A 20,863-nucleotide genomic window follows, 5' to 3' on the forward strand; every position below is an offset into this window, starting at 1 on the left:
CCATCGGTATCCCGCGCACGGGTTGGCCCTCAAGCCAAATTCCGACAATCGAGAATGATGGAGGATGAATCGAGCGAAGCCAGACCCGTGATCGGCGACCCATCCCACATTTCTGCGAAGACACCAAAGACGCGACACGACCGCTCTCTCCGCTTGACCTTGCCCCTGCGGCCGCCTCCATAGGAAGTGCGGTCAGACGACGCGAGGTGATTCGATGAATGCTGCCGCCCGTTTCCTCAGCCCGTCCGAAGCTGCACGGCAGCTCGGCATCTCGGCGAAAGCGCTGCGCCTGTACGAAGAGCGCGGCCTGATCGTGCCTCACCGGTCGCCGGCGGGATGGCGCGCCTATGGTCCAGCTGAAATGGCGCGCTGCGCCGAGATCGTCGAATTGCGCGCGCTCGGCCTCGGCATCAGCGAAGTCGCACGGATCCTCGGCGGCGATGCCGCCAGCCTCGGCCGCGTGCTGGCAGCGCACGAGACCGCGCTAGAGGCGCGGATCCGCCAATGCGGCGACAGCATCGCCAGGGTGCGGCGGCTGCGCACCGAGCTCGACGGCGGAAAGATGCCCGCGACGCGCGACATCATCGGCGCAGTCAGGACGCGGCCGACCATTTCCGTCGCGTTCGATCTGCCCTGGCCGTGGGGCGGCGAGCGCTTCGAACTGCGCGACGTCAAACTGCTCAACCACATTGTCGGCCCGCTCGGCAGCGGCAAGACGCGGCTCGCGCAGCGTCTCGCCGAAACACTGCCCGATGCCGCCTTCGTGGGACTGGACCGCACGGCCGATGGCGGCGCGGCGGTTCGTGCCCGCCTCGATGCCGATCCACTCCACAAAGCGAGGGTCGCGGCGAGCCGTGCCGCGCTGCTGGCCGTCGGTGCCGTGGACTCGCCGGCATTGACCGCGCTGCTCGCGCCACTCGAGGCAGACGACGACACCATCCTGGTGATCGACATGCTCGAACACGGGCTCGATGCGGCCAGCCAGGAAGCCGTGATCGCGCATCTGCGCCATCGCGGACCAGGGGCGCGGCCGCTGTTCTTTCTCACCCGCTCCAGTGCGATCCTGGATCTCGACGCAGTCGGCGACGACGAGGCGATCATCCTGTGCCCGGCCAATCACAGCCTGCCGATCAGCGTGACGCCCGTACCCGGCGCCCCCGGCTATGAAGCGGTCGCGACCTGCCTCGCCTCGCCCGAGGTGCGCGCGCGGACCGAAGGCATGATCGCGTGGCGGCCGGCCTGACTCTCGCATGAGTTGTATTATAATGATATAACAATATCCGGCACAGATCGGATGCATGGCGAAAAAGTATGCTATAAGCACGGTACATGATCGAGCTTCCGCGTACCCAGGCCTTGCGTTGCTTCATCACGGTTGCCCGTGAGGGCACCGTATCGCGCGCGGCATCGATGCTGAAACTGACCCAGCCTGCGGTCAGCCTGCAACTGAAAGCGCTCGAGGAGAGCACCGGGCTGCAGCTGTTCAACCGCACGCCTGCCGGATTCACGCTGACCGAGGCCGGCGCGGCGCTGCTGCCGCTGGCGCACAGGGCGGTGGCGGCGGCATCCGATTTCAAGGCGACGGCGGACTCGCTGAACGAAGCGCAGCGCGGCACGTTGCGCGTCGGCACCATCCTCGATCCCGAATTCACCCGGCTCGGTCCGTTCGTGCGCAGCCTTGCGATGTCCTCGCAACGCACCGAGGTGTTCCTGCGCCACGGCGTGAGCGACGACGTGCTGGCGCAGATCGGCAGGGGCGAGTTCGACGTCGGCTACTACGTCGACGCCACGCCATCGGACCAGCTCGTCCGTCACAGCTTCGGCGAGCGCACCATCGCCGACGGCCGCTACCAGCTGGCGCCGTTGCTGAGCTACGACTACCGCGTCATCGCGCCGATCGGCTGGCGGGACCGGGTGATGGGCAAGGGCTGGGCCGAACTCGCCGAGCTGCCCTGGCTTGCGACGCCAGCGCATTCCGGCCATCGGCGGCTGCTCGACGATATCTTCCGCCCGCTCGGCGCATCACCGAAGCGCGTCGGCTACACCGATCAGGAAGAGGCGATGATCGACTTCGTCGAGTCCGGCCTCTGCCTCAGCCTCGCGCGCGACAACATGCTGGCGCCGCGGATGGCGCGCCCGCATCAGTTCGTCGTCGCCGACAAGGTGAAGCTGACCTGCGATCTCAGTTTCGCCTGCCTCGCCAGCCGGCGCCAGGAGCCGGTGATCGCGCACGCCTTCGCAAGCATCCGCGCGGTGTGGAACATCAAGCCGGCAATCACCGGCGCCGGACCGACGCGGACGCGCAAGGTCGCGAAGAACGTGTAGGCGTCGACGTCATCGCCTCATGGCGTGGTTACCTCCGACGAGCGGAGCGCCCCACATCGATTGCAGCCCCTCGTATTCACTGACGTCGAACGTAGACGATGCCCCAGCCGATGCCGAGCGTGGCGGCACCGAGCGAGCCGATCAGCACGCCGAGTTTGGCGGCCGTCAACGCCGCCTCGTCCGTGAAGGCAAGCATGGCGATGAAGATCGACATCGTGAAGCCGATGCCGGCCAGCAGGCCGACCAGACAAACGCCACCCCAGGAAACGCCGGGTGCCAGGCGGCACCAGCCAAGCTTGACCGCGACCCAGGTCGCGCCGACGATACCGAGCGGCTTGCCGGCGATCAGGGCAAGCGCGGTGCCCAGCATCACGAAGCGGCCCGCGGCGGAGAGATCGGCGCCCGCGAGGCTGACGCCGGCATTCGCCAGCGCGAAGATCGGCATCACGCCATAGGCCACCCACGGATGCATCGCCATCTGCACCCTCGACACCGGCGGCAATATCTCGCGATGAGCGAGACGAAGATCACGCAGCGGCTGCTCCAGCCGGTGCGCATCCCCCGCCTCCACCGCATCGCTGCCGCGCAACTGCTTGAGTACGCGCGACACCATCTCCAGCGGCTGCTCCCGCATCGGTAGCGGAGATGCCGGCGTCATCAGGCCGAGCACGACACCCGCGAGCGTCGGATGGACGCCGGCCATCAGGAAACCGGCCCAGACCAGCGAGCCGGGCAGCAAATAGAGCGGTGCGGAGCCGATGCCGATCCGCTGAAATCCGACCACAGCCAGCATGCCGAGCAGCGCCACCGCGAATCCACTGAACTGAAGGCTCGCGGTGTAGAACACGGCGATGATCAGCACCGCGATGATGTCGTCGATGATCGCCAGCGCGAGCAGGAACACCCGCACGTTGACCGGGATCGATCGTCCGAGCAGCGCCAGCACGCCGACGGCGAACGCGATGTCGGTCGCGGTCGGCACGGCCCAGCCCTGGGCACCGGCGGGATCGCGGTTGAGCGCCAGATAGATCAGCGCGGGCACGATGACGCCGCCACTCGCCGCCACCAGCGGCAGGATCGCCTGGTCGAATCTGCTCAGCGCGCCCTCATGGATCTCGCGCCGGATCTCCATGCCGACGACGAGGAAGAACGCCGTCATCAACGCGTCGTTGACCCAAAAATGCAGCGACCGCGAGAAGACGTAATCGCCGATTCCGAAGGAGAGCTGCAGGTTCCAGAAGTCGTGATAGCCGTGCGCGAGCGGAGAATTGGCCAGGATCAGCGCGCCGGCGGCGGCGACAAGCAGCGTGACGCCGCTGACGGCCTCGACATGGAGGAAGCGCTGCAGGGTACGGAAGGCTTGTTCAGCAAGCCGCTGCACGCGCGGCATGTGGTCCGATGGTAGATGATCGTTCATAGGGCGCAACGCTCCCTGCGTGGCGGCCCGACCATCGCTTGACCTGTCGCCACCCAATGCAGCGAGCACCCGGCCGCCGTTATACAGCGCGGCAGCGGCAATTCAACCGTGAAGCAGGAAAAGCCGCCTCCATGGCGGCCTTTCCAACACCCATGGGTGAACCGTTCAGGCCGCCTGCGGCACGCTGCGGCGCCGAACCGCCATCAATCCGACGCCCGCGAAACCGAGGATCAGCATCGCCCAGGTGGTCGGCTCGGGGACGGCGCTGGTGATCGTTACAGAGAAGGTGGCATCGCGGGAATTGTTGACGGCCTGGCGCCAGACCGGCCCGTCGGCCAGGACGTTGGCAAACACCAGATTGCCGAGATTGGGGATCGAGTTCGAGTTGCAGCCGGCAAACGGCAGGCAATCTGCGACGGTCGCCGAGCCGGCATCGGAGTGGCCGTTCTGATCGATCCCGTAAGTGCTCAGGAACGCCACGTAGGTCTGGCCTTGCGTGACGTTGGCGCCAACCGGCGAGAAATCCAGCAGGCCGGCACTGGCGGAGACCACCGGGCTTTGCCAAAGCAGCGTGGTCGGCTGCGAGCCGTCCCACGCATAGATCGCACCATACAGCGAAGGCAGCGCCGAGCTGTTCAGCGTGAACTGAAAATTGGTCACCGCGCCGCTGATCGGAGCCGTGAACGTCTCGCCGACGAACTGGGTCTGCTGACCGCCACCGGTGCCGGCGCCGGAGAGATACACGAAGCTGTCGGTGTTCGTCGGGTTGCTGATCACCGCGGCCGATGCGGGAACAGCACTCAGTGCAGCCAGGCAAGCAATCGCGGCCACCGCGGCGGTGGTCCTAATATTTTTCATAATGCATCCTCTGTATGCCGAGCCTCATCTCAGGCGAGGCTTTCCGGGCCGCATATTCAATCGCGGCGTTTCGTTATCGGGTGCCGCGGCAAAACATTTACGACATTTCCGGAATCGCGCCGGCTTGCGTCGATTGGTCGCTGTTCGCCCGCTCAGTGCTCCGCGGCAGCCACCGCCTGCGCCAGCGCGGCCGACGCCGCCGCGATCTTCTGGCGACGCGCGGCAAGCCGCGACTGCTCGTCTGATATCTCGGCCTGGCTCACCTTGATCATCGCCGCAACCGATGACGCGGCCGGGCCGCCGATGCCGTTGCGCAGCTTGACGCTGCGCACGGGGTCGAGCGCATCGCGCACGGCGGCGGCGGAAATCTGGATGGTGCGGCCGAGCTGCGCCTGCGCGGCAGTCTCGATCATCGCGACGTCGATCTGATCGGCAGTCTTTCCACCGTTGATCGCGGCCTCGACGACACGGGCGATGATTTCATGGGCTTCGCGAAAATCGATTCCGCTCTCGCGCACGATCGTATCGGCGAGGTCGGTCATGGTCGAGAAGTTCTGCGCGGCATAGCGCAGCATCTGCTCCTTGTTGGGCTGCAACGTGCGCACCACCCCGGTCATCGCATGGGTGGCCGCGATCATCGCATCCAGCGAGCGCGGCTCCAGCGGCACCCGCGTCACGCTGTGCTGATATTCGGCGGCATTGAGCGAGGTCAGGACCGAGGTCACCGCACCGACGGAGTTGGCGGCGATCTGGCGGGTGCGCTCCAGCGAGTCCGGGTTCTTCTTCTGCGGCATGATGCTGCTGGTTCCCGCAAAGGCAGGATCGAGCTCCGCGGAGCGATATTCATCCGTGCTCCAGAGCTGGATCTCCGACGCCAGCCGGCTGAGGCCGCTGAGATAGATCGCGTTGTCGGAAGCAAACTCCGCGATATGGTCCCATCCCGCGGTGCCCTCGATGGTGTCGATGACGAGCCCGTCGAAGCCGAGCAACGCGGCGGTCCGCTCGCGATCGAGCGGCCAGCTGGTTCCGGCCGACGCGGCCGCGCCCAACGGGCTCTGATTGACGCGGGCATAGAGCTGCTCGTAGCGATCGATGCTCTTGCCGAGGCTCTCCGAGATCGCCATCAGGTAATGCCCGAGCGTGATCGGCTGCGCCTCCTTGCGATGGGTATAGACCACCATCACCGTGTCGAGATTGTCCGCCGCCTTGGCAACCACGGCCGAGCGCAGCGCGATCAGCGCCTCGACGGTGCGGTTCAGCTGGTCGCGATAGAACATCCGGTTGACGGTGTTGGCGAGATCGTTGCGGCTGCGGCCGGTATGCATCCTGCCGGCCACCGGCCCGATGCTCTTGATCAGCGCCGCTTCGTAGGGGAGATAGGTCCGCAGCGAGGCGTCATCCGCCGCACGGGCATCGACGGTATCCAGCCCGCGCAGGATGGTGGCAGCGTCGGAGCGTGTCACGATGCCCTTTTCCGCGAGCATCACGACATGGGCGCGGTGCACCCGCACCTCATACGGAAAGGTCGCATCGCCGAGCGTCTTGGCCGCGGCATCGAAATCGTACAGTTCCTGGAACTCGGGCGCCTTCGGCACCGCGCTGCGGCCGATGCGCGTTCCGTCGTTCAGCGCCGGATTTTGTTGGGCGCGGGTTGATGCGGTGGCCAGCGCCGCCGCGAGGACGAGCGAGCATGATGCCGTCAGCACGGCGCGAGCGGTCAGGAGTGTCATGGGGCCGGATGCTCTTCTGATCGGGTTGCGAACGGCCCGTGGAGCCGACACGCTGGGACGATGTTCGGCTGGATCGTGCTGCGATCGCCCGGCCGGTGCAATAGCTTTGATGCAAGGCTGCATTACGATCGCAATCCTGGAATCTGTCCAGATTGCGCGATCCGCGCCGTGTCCCTCGCAAGGGGGACAGACGCCTCCCGCGGAATCAATATGATGCGAAACCGGATGCCGGTCGGCTATCATCGACCGCACATAAAAGAACCTGCTGGGGAGGATTTGCAATGAAGCTGGCCATGGCCGGACTCTGGGTACTCGTGGGCGCAATCCTGGTTGCGCCGCAGGCACGTGCCGACATCAAGGTCGGCGTCGTGGTGTCGGCATCCGGGCCGGGCTCGGCGCTGGGCCAGCCGCAGATGCGGACCATCGCCGCGCTGCCGAAGGAGATCGCCGGCGAGAAAGTCACCTATATCGCGCTCGACGACGAGTCAGATCCCACCAAGGGCACGCAGAATGCCCGCCGCCTCGTCATCCAGGATGGCGTCGACATCCTGATCGGCTCCTCGCTGACCCCGGTGACCATGCCGATGCTCGACGTCGCCGTGGAATCCAAGACCCCGATCATCTCGCTCGCGGCGGCGACCGCGATCGTGCAGCCGATGGACGACCGCCGCCGCTGGGCCTTCAAGGTGGTGCCCAATGACGACCTGATGGCGGCGGCGATCCTGAAATACATCGCGAAGTCCGGCATCAAGACGCTCGGCTATATCGGCGTGTCGGACGGCTATGGCGAAGGCTATTACAAGGAGGTGTCGCGGCTCGCCCCCGGGCTCGGCCTCACCGTGACGACGCATGAGGTCTATGCCCGCGCCGACACCAGCGCCACCGGCCAGGCGCTGAAGGTGATCGCGACCAACCCCGATGCGGTGTTCATCGCCTCCGCGGGTACGCCCGCGGTGCTGCCGCAGGAGGCGCTGCGCAGCCGGGGCTATGCCGGCAAGATCTTCCAGACCCACGGCGTTGCCTCGGAGGAGTTCATCAAGCTCGGCGGCGCCAATGTCGAGGGCGCGATCTTCACCGGCGAGGCGTTCACCATCGCCGACGACCTGCCGGCCAACGATCCGTTCCGCCAAGTGCGCGACGAGTTCGTGTCGTCCTACGAGAAGGTCAACGGGCAAAAGCCGAACATCTTCGGCGCGCATCTGTGGGATGCCGTGACGCTGTTCAAGCGGGCGGCCGCGAACGCGCTGAAGACCGCCAAGCCCGGCACCGCGGAATTCCGCGCCGCGCTGCGCGACGAGTTGGAGCGCGGCAAGGACGTCTACCTGAACAACGGCCTCTCGACCATGAGCCCGACCGACCACAACGGCTATGACGAGCGCTCGGCGTTTCTGATCAAGGTCGAGGGCGGCAAGTTCAGGCTGGTGAAGTAGCGGCAGGAGATCGGCGAAGCCGCAGGGAAATCAGGTTGAGCGGTCCTCGCGCTTTGGCTTCATGTATGCGCATAATCCTTCCACAGGGCCGCGTCACATCTTGCACTGGCAGTTGGCGACAAGCCTGTCCTTGCGTCCACCCGCTGCCATCAATTGACGGAGGCGTTCTCTGAACGATTTCTGCCAACTGACGTGACATTTGGGATACAATTGGCGAGCAATCTTTCCTGGCTTTGCTTCGCGCCGTCCCAAGAGACGAGTTGGCGTCGACTCTCGGTGAACCCGCGACTAGGTTGGATTTCGTAACGGGGCGCGTACCAGTGCGGCGACGGCTGCAAATCCATCTCCCGGTTTTCTTGATGGCGCTGATGATGCAGATCATCGCGCCAATCGGCGCTTCTTGGGCGATGGCGTCCAGCCTGTCTGATCCGTTTGCCGCTTTCGGCGGTGCTGCGATCTGCCACAATGCCGGTGCGGAGGCCGACAACCAGCCCGACCAAAACCGTCACACCCACGATGGTGCCTGCACGCTCTGTTGTCTGGTTCATGCCGCCGCAGCTCTGGACACGCCCAATATCCCGATCGCCGTAGCCTATCGGTTTTCGCTTCCGGTGGTCTGGCACAACGTTGCGCAGGAATTGCGGAACTCCGCCGGCAGCAGGCACGCTCAGGCCCGTGCTCCCCCCTCCAACTCCTGACTTTTCCAAAATCGCTGCATCGATGCGGTCGCTTGGCCGCGATCGATGACGTTGTCGACTATTGGCGGGCGATTGTGCCCGAGTTGGAGAGTTTCAGATGTTTCGTTTTCGTGCCTTGGGCGGCGCGAGTGTCGTCGCGCTTCTTGCCGTCCCCGATCTCGCTCATGCCCAATCCACACAATTGCCGAGCGTGACGGTCCAGGCTCCGAACCAAACCCGTCCCGCCGCAACGCGCAAAAGCAAGAGGTCTGACGCCGGCCGCGTCAAACGCGCAGGCGCGAAACCGGCCGAGCCTCCACCGCCGGTCAAGAACGCTGCAAATGCCCTCGGAACCTATAATCCTGCACTTGATCTGCCGGACCTCAAACTCCCGCTCGGGGCCACCCTGACGACGGCGGGCCCAGTCGATGGCTATCGCGCGCTGTCGGCCTTCTCGTCGACCAAGACGGCGACGCCGATCGAGCAGATCCCGCAATCGATCCAGGTCATTCCCAGAAGCGTGATGGTCGACCAGAACAATCTCTCGGTGACCGAAGCCATCCAGAACGCGTCGAACGCGCAGGGGCCCAACTACCTCGGCATCGGCACGACGGGCTTGGCGAACCCGCTGACCATTCGAGGCTTTGGCGCCCAGCAATGGCTCGATGGTCTCCCGGTCAACTACGATACCGGCGATCGCGACTCGTTTGCGAACGTGGAGCGGATCGAGGTCCTCAAGGGACCGAACGCGATCCTCTACGGGGGTGGAACAGGCGCTCCCACGAGCGGCGCAGTCAACGTCATATCCAAGCTCCCGACCGACAAGGCAAGCATCGAAACGGGCCTCACGTTCGGCACCAACAATTACCTGCGACCGTACTTCGACGTCAATCAGCCGCTCACGGACGACAAGACCGTACTGTTCCGCGTCACCGGCGAGTACACGGCGTCCGACAGCTTCGTCGATGTGGTCCATCAGGACCGCTATTCGTTCAACCCGACGCTGACCTTCACCGACAAGAGCGACACGACGCTGACCATCCAGGGACGGATCTCGCGTTTCGAACAGCAGGGCTACGAGGGTTTGCCGGCGGTCGGAACGGTCGCGGGGAATTTCCGCCTCAATCCCGACCTGTTCATTGGCCCGACCAACATCCCAAAGAGCGTGACGGAGGTTCAAGGCGTCACAGTCACCTTCGATCGCCAGTTCGACCAGTATTGGTCGTTCAATGTCAAGACGCGCTGGTCGAAGTCGAACGAGGATCAGAAATCGCAAACCACCCTGTCGGCCGCACCCGACGTCGGGCCGACCACGTGGAGTCTCGCCAATATCGACCTCGCGCAGAAACAGGAGGAGTTCACGATCAACCCCAATGTGCAGGCCAAGTTTCGCTTTGGACCGACGCAGAACGTCTGGCTCACCGGCGCCGACTACAGCCGCGTGACGGACAGCGGCTTCATGCACGGAGACCTGGGCGTCGCGCCGGTCGACCTGCTGAATAGCCCTGTCTTTCCGACGCCGTATGCGGATCCGGACCCCGCGTCGCCGACGTATTTTTCGTTCTTCCAGTTCAACAGCGTTTACGTCACGAAGGGCGCATATACGCAGCTGCAATCGACGATCTTCGACCGCCTTCACATCCTGGCCGGCGTGCGCCTCGCAAGTATCAATATTGACTATGACGAAGACTATCCGTTCGGTGCGGGTGTATACTCGCCGACTCCGTTCGGCAGCAATAAGACCAAAACCCTGCCCCGGATCGGAGCTGTCCTCGATCTCATTCCTGGCCTGTCAGTTTACGGCAGCTACAGCGAGGGCATGATGGCTACGCCATTCACGCAGGCGTTGAATACCAACATCGAACCCGAAACGTCAAAGCAGCTCGAAGGCGGCTTCAAGCTGAATATCAATAACCAGTTGACCGGCACGGTCGCCGTCTTCGACATCCAACGCCAGAACGTGCCGGTTCAGATCGGCGTCGGCATCGGCGCTGAATCAGCGCAGGAATCGAAAGGCTACGAAGCCGACCTGATCTGGCAGCCTGACAAGAACTGGAAGGTTCTGGCGAGCTATGGCCACACGAACGTCGTGTTCTCGGATTCCTTCAGCGGCATTCCGGCAGGCAACCATCCCGCCGGCGTACCGGAGGATTCCGGCCGTGTCTGGGTGAACTACGCATTTGATACGGCCGCGCTCAGGGGCTGGAGCGTCGGTGCGGGCGTTTATGCTGCGTCCTCGCAATATGTCGACACCCTGAATCTGTACAAGACGCCGGGATATTTCACCGTCGATGCCAAGGTCGCCTACGAGAATGAGCACATCAGGGCGTCCCTCAACATCAAGAATCTGACGGGAGAGAAATACTTCGTGCCTTACGCCTGGCTCGGCGGCCAGGTAGCGCCCGGCGACGGTCGGGCTCTCTATGCCACGGTCTCCTATCGATACTGAGATCAATCGTCGCGCGCGCCTGGACCACGCACGTCGCAGTCAACGGAGTGAACGAAATGATATCGAAACGAGAGCTGCTCCTCGTGTCCGCCGCCGCGGGCCTCGCCGCGGCCAGTCTCGGGGCTGCTTCCGCCGCTGAGGTGGCGCAGGAGCCGGCGGCTGGCCACGGCACCTCGCAGATGCCGGCCGGTTGGATGGGCAAGGAACAGATTGCGTTCCTGATCTACCCGGAGTTCACCGCGCTCGACATGGTTGGCGCGCAGGCCATGCTGGCCAGCCTTTTCGGGGCGACCACCCACATCGTTGCAAAGACCAGGGACATCGTGAAGAGCGACAACGGGCTGCAGTTCCAGCCCAGCGCGACCTTCGACGAATGCCCGCGCGACCTCGATATCATCTCCGTGCCCGGCGGCGCGGCTGGTACGCTTGCGGCCATGCAAGACGACGGCACGCTTCGATTTCTCAGGGATCGCGGGTCCCGCGCCAGGTTCGTCACCTCGGTCTGCACCGGGTCCTTGCTTCTGGGCGCTGCGGGACTTCTGACCGGCTACAGGGCAACCTCGCATTGGGCGACGGTACCACTGTTGCCGCTTTTCGGGGCAACCGCGAGCGAAGCCCGGATCGTCCGCGACCGCAACAGGATCACCGCCGGCGGCGTCACGGCCGGGATCGATTTCGGCCTGTCGCTCGTCGGGCAGTTGCGCGACCGGCAATATGCAGAATGCGTCCAGCTCATGGCCCAATACGCACCGGAGCCGCCTTATCATGCAGGAACGCCCGAGACGGCTCCGCCCGACGTCACGAAGATGACGCGCGACATGTTCGTGGACTTCAACAAGGATGCCGAAAGGATCGGGCGCGAGGTTTATTCGAGATATCGCGACGGCTGACACCGAGCAATTCGAACGGCCATGCCGCGCACGCCGGCATGAAGGCGATACGGCAAACCGAGGGGACGGAGATGTTCAGAACGACTTTGGCTGCACTATTTGCGCTCGCGATCGGTTCGAGCGTTTGCTTTGCCGCGCCGGCAGGCTCGGACGACGCATCCATCAGTCAGCTTCTCCATAGTATGTTCGACAAGCCACATGAGCCGCTTTCGGTGGAACCGATCATGGTGTCCGGCAATCATGCGATTGCCGATTGGGTTCAAGGTGAGATGGGGGGCCGCGCATTGTTGCGCAGCCAGCGTGGGGTCTGGGCAATCGTCCTCTGTGCCGGGGACAGCATCAAGTCGAGGGATGCATTGTTGAAAGCTGGCGTGCCTCTCGCCGATGCGGAGAGGCTTGCTAGCGATTTGGCAACGGCCGAAGCCAAGCTACCGCCGGAAAAATCCGCGATGTTCTCTCGCTTCGACGGCTTGGTCATGATCAACGGTGACACGAACCACCAGATTCACGACGGCAAATAGTCCGAGCGTTGGAACACCGGTTTGCCGGAAGAAAGCACGTCAGTGCAAAAATCCGGAGCCAGTACGGAATGAGCTCTAGTCGCCGCCCCATCGCCAGCGCGGCGGCTCGCCCTTCCACCAGCACACGGCGATGAGCAAAACGCTCAGCATGACCACACAGGCGATGAAGCGCACCGGAGATTGCGGCAGGTTCATCGCACCGCCGATTGCGATCAGGGCCACAAAGCCCGCGAGAACCGCCCAGCCCTGCCAGCCGTTCGGCGGTCCCCAGCCCCAGCCGTAGCGCTTGGCGGGAAACCAGTATCTGTCGTCATGCGGCATGGGATTGCTCCAGTCCTGAAATCCCCCGCTTACACCTTCCCCGATCCGCAGATGTCCTTCAGCGCCTGCCATTCGGCCGGCGACAGCAGCGGCGCGCCGTTCAACGCGGCGCCGGCGTCGGCCTTCGCCATGCGTTCGAGACGATCCTCGGTCAGCGGATGGCTGGAGACGAGCGACAGCCCCTTTCCTTCCTTGCCAGTGACGCGGAACATCAATTCGCCCATCGGCTTCGCCGGACGGCCGAGCTTGTGCATGGTCTCGATCGCGAACGTATCGGCATTGGTTTCCGCGTCGCGCGAATAGGACGATGTCACCAGCGAGCGCGAGGCGAAGATCAGCGCACCGGAGCCGGTGACATCGCCGAACAACAGCCCGATCAGGAACGAGGTGCCGCCATTGTGGATCAGTTCGCGCATGCTGTCGCGGTGGCGGAGATGGCCGAGTTCATGGGCCAGGACGCCGGCGACCTCGTCGGGGTTGTCGGCCTTCGCCAGCAGCCCGTCGAACAGATAGACCTTGCCGCCGGGCAGAGCGAAGGCGTTCGGAACCGACGTCGCCAGCACGCCCGACTGCACCGAATTGTCGAGCCCGGCCGACTCCCGCAACTTGCCGACCAGCTTTGTGAATGCGGCCTGGCCATCGGCGTTGCTGCACGGCTTGCCGTCGAATATCACCTTGACCTGCGCCTCCGCGACGTCGCCGAGGCGGCGTTCGAAGGAGTCCGGCACCAGCGGCGTCAACCGCTCGGCGGCGAGCGGCACACCGAACAGCACCACCAGCACGATCGACACCGCCGCCGCCAGCGACCAGCCGACGATCGCGGCGACGCTCTTGCGGTTCGGCAAGCCATCCTCGAGCGCGTCGCAGCGCGCCACGAGCCCGGCGGTCAGCTGCGCATCGCGGATTTCGAGCCGCGCCAGCGACGGCGCGGTCAGGCAGCTCAGCCGCAACAGGCCGGACGGACTGTCGGCACGGCGGATATCGTGAAACGCCCAGCGCGCCAGCTCTTCACCGTCGCCCGGATCTCCAGCGCATCGGACAGCGTCAGCGCGACGTTGCGCCGCCGGTTCGATGCGCCGTCGAAGAACACCGCGCCGGGCGCCGGCGGCGCCGCGGAATTCCGCTGGCTCGACTCGGATTCCATGTTGCTAGAACCCACCGACGTCGAGGCCATCGGCGAAGCCTTCGCCGAGCGCATTGGCGAGATCGCCGCGCGCGGTGACGTTGGCCGCCGCCTCGATGTTGTGCACGATGGTCGAGGACAGCACCCGGACCCAGAGATCGCGCATCAGGTACACCCGGATCACCACGTTCATCGCCAGCGCATAGGCGAGATAGCCGATGCCGAGCAGGACGATCAGCGGAATGCTCCTGGCGAACGCCTCGGTCTTGAAGAAGGTCTCGATCGAGGTGCCATCCATGCTGGCGACCAGGAAGATGCAGAGCATGAGATAGGCCGCGAACACCGCGAACAGCAGCACGATCCAGCCGATCACCTTCCAGTACAGGCCCATCAGCGCGCTGCGGCCGAGCGTCGATTCCAGCCGCACCTCGCCGAAGCGGATGCCGGACAGCCACCAGCGCCACTCGATCGCCTTGAACGCCGCATAGGCGAACGGAGCGAACACATAGGACGACAGCGCGAACGGCATCAGCAGCCAGAGCCACCAGCCCTGCTTGAAGAAATCCCAGCCGCGGCCCTCGAACGAGCCTTGCAGGTCGCCGTAATAGGAATGCCGCATCTTGTAGCGTTCGAGCGCCGCCTCACGCCACGGCAGCGCCAGGCCGAGCGTGATCACGACCAGGAGGCCCCATAGCGAGGCCTTGAGGGCATAGATCCAGCCCGAGCCGCTCATCCAGAAGCGGACGCCGCGCCACACCGTGCGTGTCAGGCGGTAGCGCCGTGCGCGGTAGATCGCGAACTGGCCGAACATATAGAAGAAAGCGACCAGCGGCAGCGAGGCGAACGCCTTGAGATGCTCGGCCTCGATGCCGATCAGGAAATAGCCGAGATAGATCGGCACCAGGATCGCCAATGCGACCAGGAAGCCGATCAAAAGCTCCTTGCCGCGGCCGGTATATTCCGGGGCGTCGCCGTCGATCTGGGTGTTCGACCAGAGGTGACGGCGGATGTCGGTGGTGAGCCAGAACCGGTAGAAGCCGACGGTGACGAGCTCGAGCCCGGCGCCGCGCGCGACCAGGCGAAAGAAGTCCTTCCGGTTCCCTGTAAAAGCCGCCGGCATCGGCGGCGGAACCGGTGGTGGCTGCGGCGGCCCCAGCGGGGTCCAGCTCATATCGTTCACGGATCAACTCCAGGACGGGGACAATCTCTGCGCTACAAAAAGCACAGGTTTGTCGCAGTGAGTGTGATCCAGGTTTCGCAGAAGGTCGAGATCGCGGGATGATTTTTGGCGGGGTGCGGTTGGCCGTGCCTTAACGGCATTGCCGGAAACAGCGCGGTCGTTGCCTGGGCTTCGAACCCCGAAGCGGGAGTGACATACTCACGGGTGAAGCGATGGAACCGTAACCGACACCCGCCGACCGCGCGAGGAACACCATCATGACCAAGTGGATCGTGCCGGCATGCTATCTGGCGCTTGCGGTAGCTCCCGCTGCTGCCGCTGACGTGCGCCTGGATTCCTATCGCAATCCACAGAACGAGAACTTTCGCATCTTTAACCATATGTACCTGGACGGCGTGCGGGGCGGCATGATGGCCTACAATGCGTGGCTCACACACCATGGCGGTCAGCCGTCCTTCTGCATGCCGGGCAACCTCGCGCTGACCACTGAGCAGACCGAAGAGATCATGCTCAAATCGGCCGACAAGCGGGGCGCCAAGGGTGACATGCTGGTCGCATCCCTGCTGCTGTGGGGCATGCAGGATACCTTCCCCTGCGAAAAACCGGCCAGCCAATAACCGCGCCATCGGCACGCCGCCGGACCAAATCAAACACCGTTTCAAACAGGTCAGTCAGCTCGCCTGCCCCGCTCGGCGCGAAAAGCCCGGATTCGGCCGCTTTGGCCTGATATCAATGCGGCCGAATGCACGCCGAGGGGCCTTGCGCAAACGCTGGAATGGGAATGTAATTCGGTAAAACATGCCGCGCCGGCGATGCCCCGGCCGCGCAACGGTTGAGGAGCCGCCCATGCACGGGACCATCGATCTCGGCAAAGACACGAATCTGGACGCCGCGCGCGAGCGCGCCAACACGATTGCGCTGCCGGACTACGATCCCGGCGATCCCGAACTGTTCAAGACCGATACGTTCTGGCCGTATTTCGACCGGCTGCGCCGCGAGGATCCTGTGCACTATTGCAAGGACTCGATGTTCGGGCCGTATTGGTCGATCACCCGCTACAACGACATCATGGACATCGAGACCAACCATTCGGTGTTCTCGTCAGCCGCCTCGCTCGGCGGCATCACCATCCGCGACGTGCCGACGGACCTGCGCCGCGAGAGCTTCATCGCGATGGATCAGCCACGCCATTCGGCGCAGCGCAAGACCGTGGCGCCGATGTTCACGCCGACGCATCTCGACGAGCTTGCCATCAACATCCGCAAGCGCTCGACCGAATGCCTCGACAACCTGCCGCGCGGCGAGGTGTTCGACTGGGTCGACAAGGTCTCGATCGAGCTGACCACGCAGATGCTCGCGGTGCTGTTCGACTTCCCCTGGGAAGACCGCCGCAAGCTGACGCGCTGGTCCGACGTCGCGACCACCCTGCCCGGCGTCGGTGGCCTCGTCGCCACCGAGGACGAGCGGCAGGCCGAGCTGATGGAATGCGCGAGCTATTTCGCGAGGCTCTGGAAGGAGCGCTCCGGCCAGCCGCCGAAGAGCGACCTGCTCTCGATGATGGCGCACAGCGACGCCACGCGGAACATGGACCCGAAGAATTTCCTCGGCAACCTGATCCTGTTGATCGTCGGCGGCAACGACACCACGCGCAATACGCTGTCCGGCAGCATCTATGCGCTGAGCAAGCATCCGGAGCAGTACCGCAAGCTGCGCGAGAACCCGGCGCTGATCGACAGTTTCGTGCCCGAGGTGATCCGCTGGCAGACGCCGCTCGCCCACATGCGGCGCACCGCGCTCGCCGACTACGAATTCCGCGGACGGCAAATCAAGAAGGGCGACAAGGTCGTGATGTGGTACGTCTCGGGCAATCGCGACGAAGAGGCGATCGAGCGGCCCTATGAGTTCGACATCGAACGCGCCCGGCCACGTACCCACATCTCGTTCGGCTTCGGCATCCACCGCTGCGTGGGACTGCGGCTCGCCGAGTTGCAACTGAAGATCATCTGGGAGGAAATCCTCAAGCGCTTCGATACGATCGAGGTGGTGGAGGAACCGCAGCGGGTGTATTCCAGCTTCATCAAGGGCTACGAGACGCTGCCAGTGCGCATCGCCGCCTGACGCCTCGCCAGTCAACCGGGATCAAAGAGCCATGAACGTCCAGACTGCCATTCGTGCCGACCGGTCCGAGCTGCTACGCCAGGCACGCGAGGAAGCCTATGCGACGCCGCTCAAGGATTTCCATCCCGGCGCACCACGGCTGTTCCAGAACGACACGCTGTGGCCGTGGTTCGAGCGGCTGCGCAAGGAAGAGCCGGTGCATTACTGCACCAATGCGCCGATCGAACCCTATTGGTCGGTCGTGAAGTACAACGACATCATGCATGTCGACACCAGCCACGGCATCTTCTCCTCGGACTCCACGCTCGGCGGCATCTCGATCCGCGACGTGCCGCCCGGCTATGACTATCCGAGCTTCATCGCGATGGATCAGCCGAAGCACGCCCATCAGCGCAAGACCGTGTCGCCGATGTTCACGCCCGATCATCTCGACGAGCTGGCCAAGCTGATCCGCCAGCGTTCGGCCAGCGTGCTCGACAATCTGCCGCGCAACGAGACCTTCAATTTCGTCGAGCGCGTCTCGATCGAGCTGACCACCCAGATGCTGGCGACGCTGTTCGATTTCCCCTGGGAGGAACGGCGCAAGCTGACGCGCTGGTCCGACGTCTCCACCGCGCTGCCGAAGGGCGGCATCGTCAACTCGCCGGAGGAGCGCCGGCAGGAGATGGACGAGTGCTACGCGTATTTCTCGAAGCTCTGGAATGAGCGCGTCAATTCGGCGCCTCGCAACGACCTGCTGTCGATGATGGCGCATAGCGACGCCACGCGGCACATGGACCCGGACAATCTGATGGGCAACATCATCCTGCTCATCGTTGGCGGCAACGACACCACGCGCAACACCATGAGCGGCTCGGTGCTGGCGCTGCACGAGCATCCCGACCAGTTCCAGAAGCTGAAAGCGAACCCGGCCCTGATCGACACCATGGTACCGGAGGTGATCCGCTGGCAGACGCCGCTCGCCCACATGCGGCGTACTGCGCTCCAGGATACCGAGATCGGCGGCAAGACCATCCGGAAGGGCGACCGCGTCGTGATGTGGTACGTCTCCGGCAACCGCGACGACGAGGTGATCGATCGGCCCGACGAGTTCATCATCGACCGCGCCCGGCCGCGCATCCATCTGTCGTTCGGCTTCGGCATCCACCGCTGCGTCGGCATGCGGCTCGCGGAGCTCCAGCTCAAGATCGTCTGGCAGGAGATGCTGAAGCGCTTCGACCGCATCGAGGTGGTCGGCGAGCCGAAGCGGGTCTATTCCAGCTTCGTCCGCGGCATCGAGAACCTGCCGGTGCGGATCCCGGGCTGAGGCGGGATTTCAAAACTGGAAGGGGACGACCGAGACGGAGATTGCGCCGTCGGCCCCTTGCTGGACCGTGAAGTCGATCTCCTTCGAGGCCTTCGCATCACCGACAGTGACCGAGATCGCGCCGCTGCATTGCAGCGTTCGCTTGTCGGCGCTCGCAGACGTCGTCACGATCCTTTCGCCGAGCAGATAGAGCGGCTTGGCGTTGTCCGCATTGGCCGGTGCCGTGGAATTCTTTGCGGCATAATTGACCAGGGGATTGCGGTGGTCGTCGGCGACGGTCCGCAGCACGGCATTGCGCGTTTCGATCGAATCGCAGTCGAGCTTGTCCCCGCAACCCGCGAGCAGAAGCAGCAACGGGACGGTGCAAACGGCAAGCGATCGACCAAGGGAAGCGGGCATCCGCAATACTTCGAGCAGTTGACAACAACCGACAACCGGTCCGGTGCAGCATCGTTCCTACCGGGGACCACTTTGACTCGATTGCCGATTTGGCAGATATCCAAGACCGCGGCAGGCGGAATATCCCTAGAATATCCTTGGCTGTGCGCGCGTTCGGCCCTATGTCTGCCGGCCACGGTTGGTTGATGCGCCGTCCCAGATCACCGCCTCGCGCGGTGTGCCGTTCGGTGGCGTTTTGCAGTTTGGACCAGTTGACGGGACATGAACCGAAAAGAGCGGCGTGCGGCCAACAAGCGACGTGACGAGTCCGGCAAGGACGCGAGTGCTTTCGGCTCCGCGAGCGTGAGCATTGCCAGCCTCGCCACCGAGGCAAGCAGTCTCTACGGGATGCGCCGCTTCAACGAAGCGCAAGAGGTTTGCCGGCACATTCTCACGCGCGAGCCCGACCATGTGCAGAGCCTGAATCTACTCGGCCTGATGGCCCAGGCCGCCGGCGAACACCGGGCGGCCGCGAAGCTGTTCACGAAGGCAATTGCCGCCGACGAGGTGAACGCCGCCTGCCATTACAACGCCGGCAATTCGTACCAGGCGCTGGGCAGTCGCGCCAAGGCAGTTGCGCATTTCGGCAGGGCGCTTGCGCTCGGCATGGAAGACAAGGCAGTCTCCTTCATCCTGCAAAGCCCCACGGTCACCGGTTATGTCGGGCGGATTGCCAACAGATGGCCGCTGCCGGTCACGAACGCCGAATTGTTCGGCACCGACGGCATCACCCGGCTTGCGAGCGACCTGTTCCTGCGCGCGGCGATGGAAGCGACGACGCTGGCAAGCATGCAGCTCGAAGTGCTGCTGGGATACGCGCGGACCGAACTGCTGCGGCTTGCCAGCCAGCAAGACCCGGATGAAAGCGACGCCGACGATGATGTCGTTGCCTTTGCCTGCGCGCTCGCCCGGCAATGCTTCATCAACGAATATGTCTATGCGCAGGCGGATGCGGAAAGCGTGCTCGCGGACGGATTGCGCGATCGCCTGCTGCAAAACCTCGCGTCAGGCGCCACGGTCGCGCCACTCGCGCTGGCAGTGGTTGCAGCCTATGTCCCGCTGCATGCCGTTCCCGGTGCGGACGCGCTGTTGCGCCGTGATTGGCCCGCGGCCGTCACCGGGCTGTTGCGGGTGCAGCTTCGCGAGCCGCACGAGGAACTCGAAGAACGCAGCGCCATTGCCGCGCTCACCCCGATCAGGAACGACACATCGGTCGAGGTGATGCGCCAGTACGAGGAAAACCCCTACCCGCGCTGGACGGTCAACCCGCTGACGGCTTTCGCGGCGGATCTGGCGCGGGGACGGACGGTCGCGACCGCGGAACAGCAGGCCGAACGCGACATCCTGATCGCCGGCTGCGGCACCGGCTCGCACGCGATCCAGATCGCGCAGGTCTATCCGAACGCCCGCCTGCTCGCAGTCGACATCAGCATGACCAGCCTCGCCTATGCGCGCCGCAAGACCCGCGAGCTCGGCTTGCGCAATATCGAATACGCACAGGCGGATATCCTGGAGCTGGGCGCGATCGATCGCAGCTTCGACAGCATCGAATCGGTCGGTGTGCTGCACCATCTTGCCGAGCCGCTCGCCGGATGGAAGGTGCTGGTCTCGCTGCTGCGCCCGGGCGGCACCATGCGCATCGGCCTGTACAGCGAGCTGGCGCGCCGCGTCATCGTCGAAGCGCGTTCCCGTATCGCCGCGCGCAATTATCGCGCCACCGCCGACGACATCAGGCGGTGCCGCCAGGAGATCTTCCGCGAGGCTGAACAATGGAAGCCGCTGATCGGCGCCAAGGATTTCTACAGCGCCAGCGGCTGCCGCGACCTGCTGTTCAACGTCATGGAACACCGCCTTACGATTCCCGAGATCGCAGCCTTCCTGAACGCGCACGGCCTGACCTTCGAGGGCTTCGAGCCGTTCGACGATCCGGCGGTGCTGGAAAAATTCCGCAAGCAGTTTCCGGGCACGGCCGACGAGACCAACCTCGACCAATGGCACCGCTTCGAGATCGAACATCCCGAGACATTCTGGGACATGTACGTGTTCACGGTGAGAAAGAGCACGGACTGACGCCTTCCTC

At 64.3% G+C, this 20,863-nt stretch carries 17 protein-coding genes and 1 pseudogene; 11 read left to right on the forward strand and 7 right to left on the reverse strand.

Annotated features, from left to right (window positions below; translation table 11 throughout):
• Positions 1-214: 214 nt before the first annotated feature.
• A complete protein-coding gene (locus CWS35_RS35240; protein ID WP_100955684.1) occupies positions 215-1,243 on the forward strand; it encodes a MerR family transcriptional regulator in 1,029 nt (342 codons plus the stop codon).
• Positions 1,244-1,329: 86 nt separating this feature from the next.
• Positions 1,330-2,325: a LysR family transcriptional regulator gene (locus CWS35_RS35245; protein ID WP_024583752.1), complete on the forward strand. Its 996-nt coding sequence runs from the start codon at positions 1,330-1,332 to the stop codon at positions 2,323-2,325.
• 76 nt (positions 2,326-2,401) lie between these two features.
• Here the strand turns inward: CWS35_RS35245 and nhaA are convergent, their stop codons facing one another.
• From nhaA to argH, 3 genes are all read right to left on the reverse strand, one after another.
• Positions 2,402-3,742, reverse strand: a complete 1,341-nt coding sequence (gene nhaA, locus CWS35_RS35250) for a Na+/H+ antiporter NhaA (protein ID WP_024583753.1) — start codon at positions 3,740-3,742, stop codon at positions 2,402-2,404.
• A gap of 165 nt (positions 3,743-3,907) precedes the next feature.
• On the reverse strand, positions 3,908-4,600 hold the full coding sequence (locus CWS35_RS35255) for a PEPxxWA-CTERM sorting domain-containing protein (RefSeq protein WP_100955685.1): 693 nt from the start codon (positions 4,598-4,600) through the stop codon (positions 3,908-3,910).
• A 152-nt stretch (positions 4,601-4,752) separates the two neighbouring features.
• On the reverse strand, positions 4,753-6,330 hold the full coding sequence (argH, locus tag CWS35_RS35260) for an argininosuccinate lyase (protein ID WP_157817320.1): 1,578 nt from the start codon (positions 6,328-6,330) through the stop codon (positions 4,753-4,755).
• 281 nt (positions 6,331-6,611) lie between these two features.
• Here argH and CWS35_RS35265 point away from each other — a divergent pair, with 281 nt between their 5' ends.
• The 5 genes from CWS35_RS35265 (at position 6,612) to CWS35_RS35285 (ending at position 12,297) form a co-directional block, all read left to right on the forward strand.
• On the forward strand, positions 6,612-7,760 hold the full coding sequence (locus CWS35_RS35265; protein WP_024583756.1) for an ABC transporter substrate-binding protein: 1,149 nt from the start codon (positions 6,612-6,614) through the stop codon (positions 7,758-7,760).
• A gap of 359 nt (positions 7,761-8,119) precedes the next feature.
• Positions 8,120-8,458, forward strand: a complete 339-nt coding sequence (locus tag CWS35_RS35270; protein WP_043855238.1) for a DUF2946 family protein — start codon at positions 8,120-8,122, stop codon at positions 8,456-8,458.
• A gap of 115 nt (positions 8,459-8,573) precedes the next feature.
• Entirely contained in the window at positions 8,574-10,886 is a 2,313-nt protein-coding gene (locus CWS35_RS35275) for a TonB-dependent siderophore receptor (RefSeq protein WP_256387928.1), read from the forward strand.
• Positions 10,887-10,942: 56 nt separating this feature from the next.
• Positions 10,943-11,776, forward strand: coding sequence for a DJ-1/PfpI family protein (locus tag CWS35_RS35280; RefSeq protein ID WP_100955688.1), 834 nt, complete (start codon positions 10,943-10,945; stop codon positions 11,774-11,776).
• 71 nt (positions 11,777-11,847) lie between these two features.
• Positions 11,848-12,297 carry a copper uptake system-associated protein gene (locus CWS35_RS35285; protein WP_157817321.1) on the forward strand — a complete coding sequence of 150 codons (450 nt, stop codon included), beginning with the start codon at positions 11,848-11,850 and terminating at the stop codon, positions 12,295-12,297.
• A 75-nt stretch (positions 12,298-12,372) separates the two neighbouring features.
• On the opposite strand, the gene CWS35_RS35290 is transcribed toward CWS35_RS35285, so the two are convergent.
• From CWS35_RS35290 to CWS35_RS35300, 3 genes and pseudogenes are all read right to left on the reverse strand, one after another.
• Positions 12,373-12,618, reverse strand: a complete 246-nt coding sequence (locus CWS35_RS35290) for a hypothetical protein (RefSeq protein WP_024583761.1) — start codon at positions 12,616-12,618, stop codon at positions 12,373-12,375.
• A 29-nt stretch (positions 12,619-12,647) separates the two neighbouring features.
• Positions 12,648-13,762 (reverse strand): annotated as a pseudogene (locus CWS35_RS35295) (M48 family metallopeptidase).
• Positions 13,763-13,766: 4 nt separating this feature from the next.
• Positions 13,767-14,912: a DUF898 family protein gene (locus CWS35_RS35300; RefSeq protein ID WP_100955689.1), complete on the reverse strand. Its 1,146-nt coding sequence runs from the start codon at positions 14,910-14,912 to the stop codon at positions 13,767-13,769.
• 266 nt (positions 14,913-15,178) lie between these two features.
• On the opposite strand from CWS35_RS35300, the gene CWS35_RS35305 reads away from it, so the two are divergent.
• From CWS35_RS35305 to CWS35_RS35315, 3 genes are all read left to right on the forward strand, one after another.
• A complete protein-coding gene (locus CWS35_RS35305; RefSeq protein ID WP_100955690.1) occupies positions 15,179-15,538 on the forward strand; it encodes a hypothetical protein in 360 nt (119 codons plus the stop codon).
• Between the two features lie 229 nt (positions 15,539-15,767).
• The gene (locus tag CWS35_RS35310; RefSeq protein WP_024583765.1) at positions 15,768-17,039 is read left to right on the forward strand and encodes a cytochrome P450; all 1,272 of its coding nucleotides are present in this window, start codon (positions 15,768-15,770) and stop codon (positions 17,037-17,039) included.
• A gap of 31 nt (positions 17,040-17,070) precedes the next feature.
• The gene (locus CWS35_RS35315) at positions 17,071-18,345 is read left to right on the forward strand and encodes a cytochrome P450 (protein ID WP_024583766.1); all 1,275 of its coding nucleotides are present in this window, start codon (positions 17,071-17,073) and stop codon (positions 18,343-18,345) included.
• Between the two features lie 9 nt (positions 18,346-18,354).
• On the opposite strand, the gene CWS35_RS35320 is transcribed toward CWS35_RS35315, so the two are convergent.
• Positions 18,355-18,699: a hypothetical protein gene (locus CWS35_RS35320; protein ID WP_100955691.1), complete on the reverse strand. Its 345-nt coding sequence runs from the start codon at positions 18,697-18,699 to the stop codon at positions 18,355-18,357.
• Between the two features lie 306 nt (positions 18,700-19,005).
• On the opposite strand from CWS35_RS35320, the gene CWS35_RS35325 reads away from it, so the two are divergent.
• A complete protein-coding gene (locus CWS35_RS35325) occupies positions 19,006-20,853 on the forward strand; it encodes a class I SAM-dependent methyltransferase (protein ID WP_245438789.1) in 1,848 nt (615 codons plus the stop codon).
• Positions 20,854-20,863 lie beyond the last annotated feature (10 nt).

The sequence above is a fragment of the Bradyrhizobium sp. SK17 genome (genome assembly GCF_002831585.1).
GTDB lineage: Bacteria > Pseudomonadota > Alphaproteobacteria > Rhizobiales > Xanthobacteraceae > Bradyrhizobium.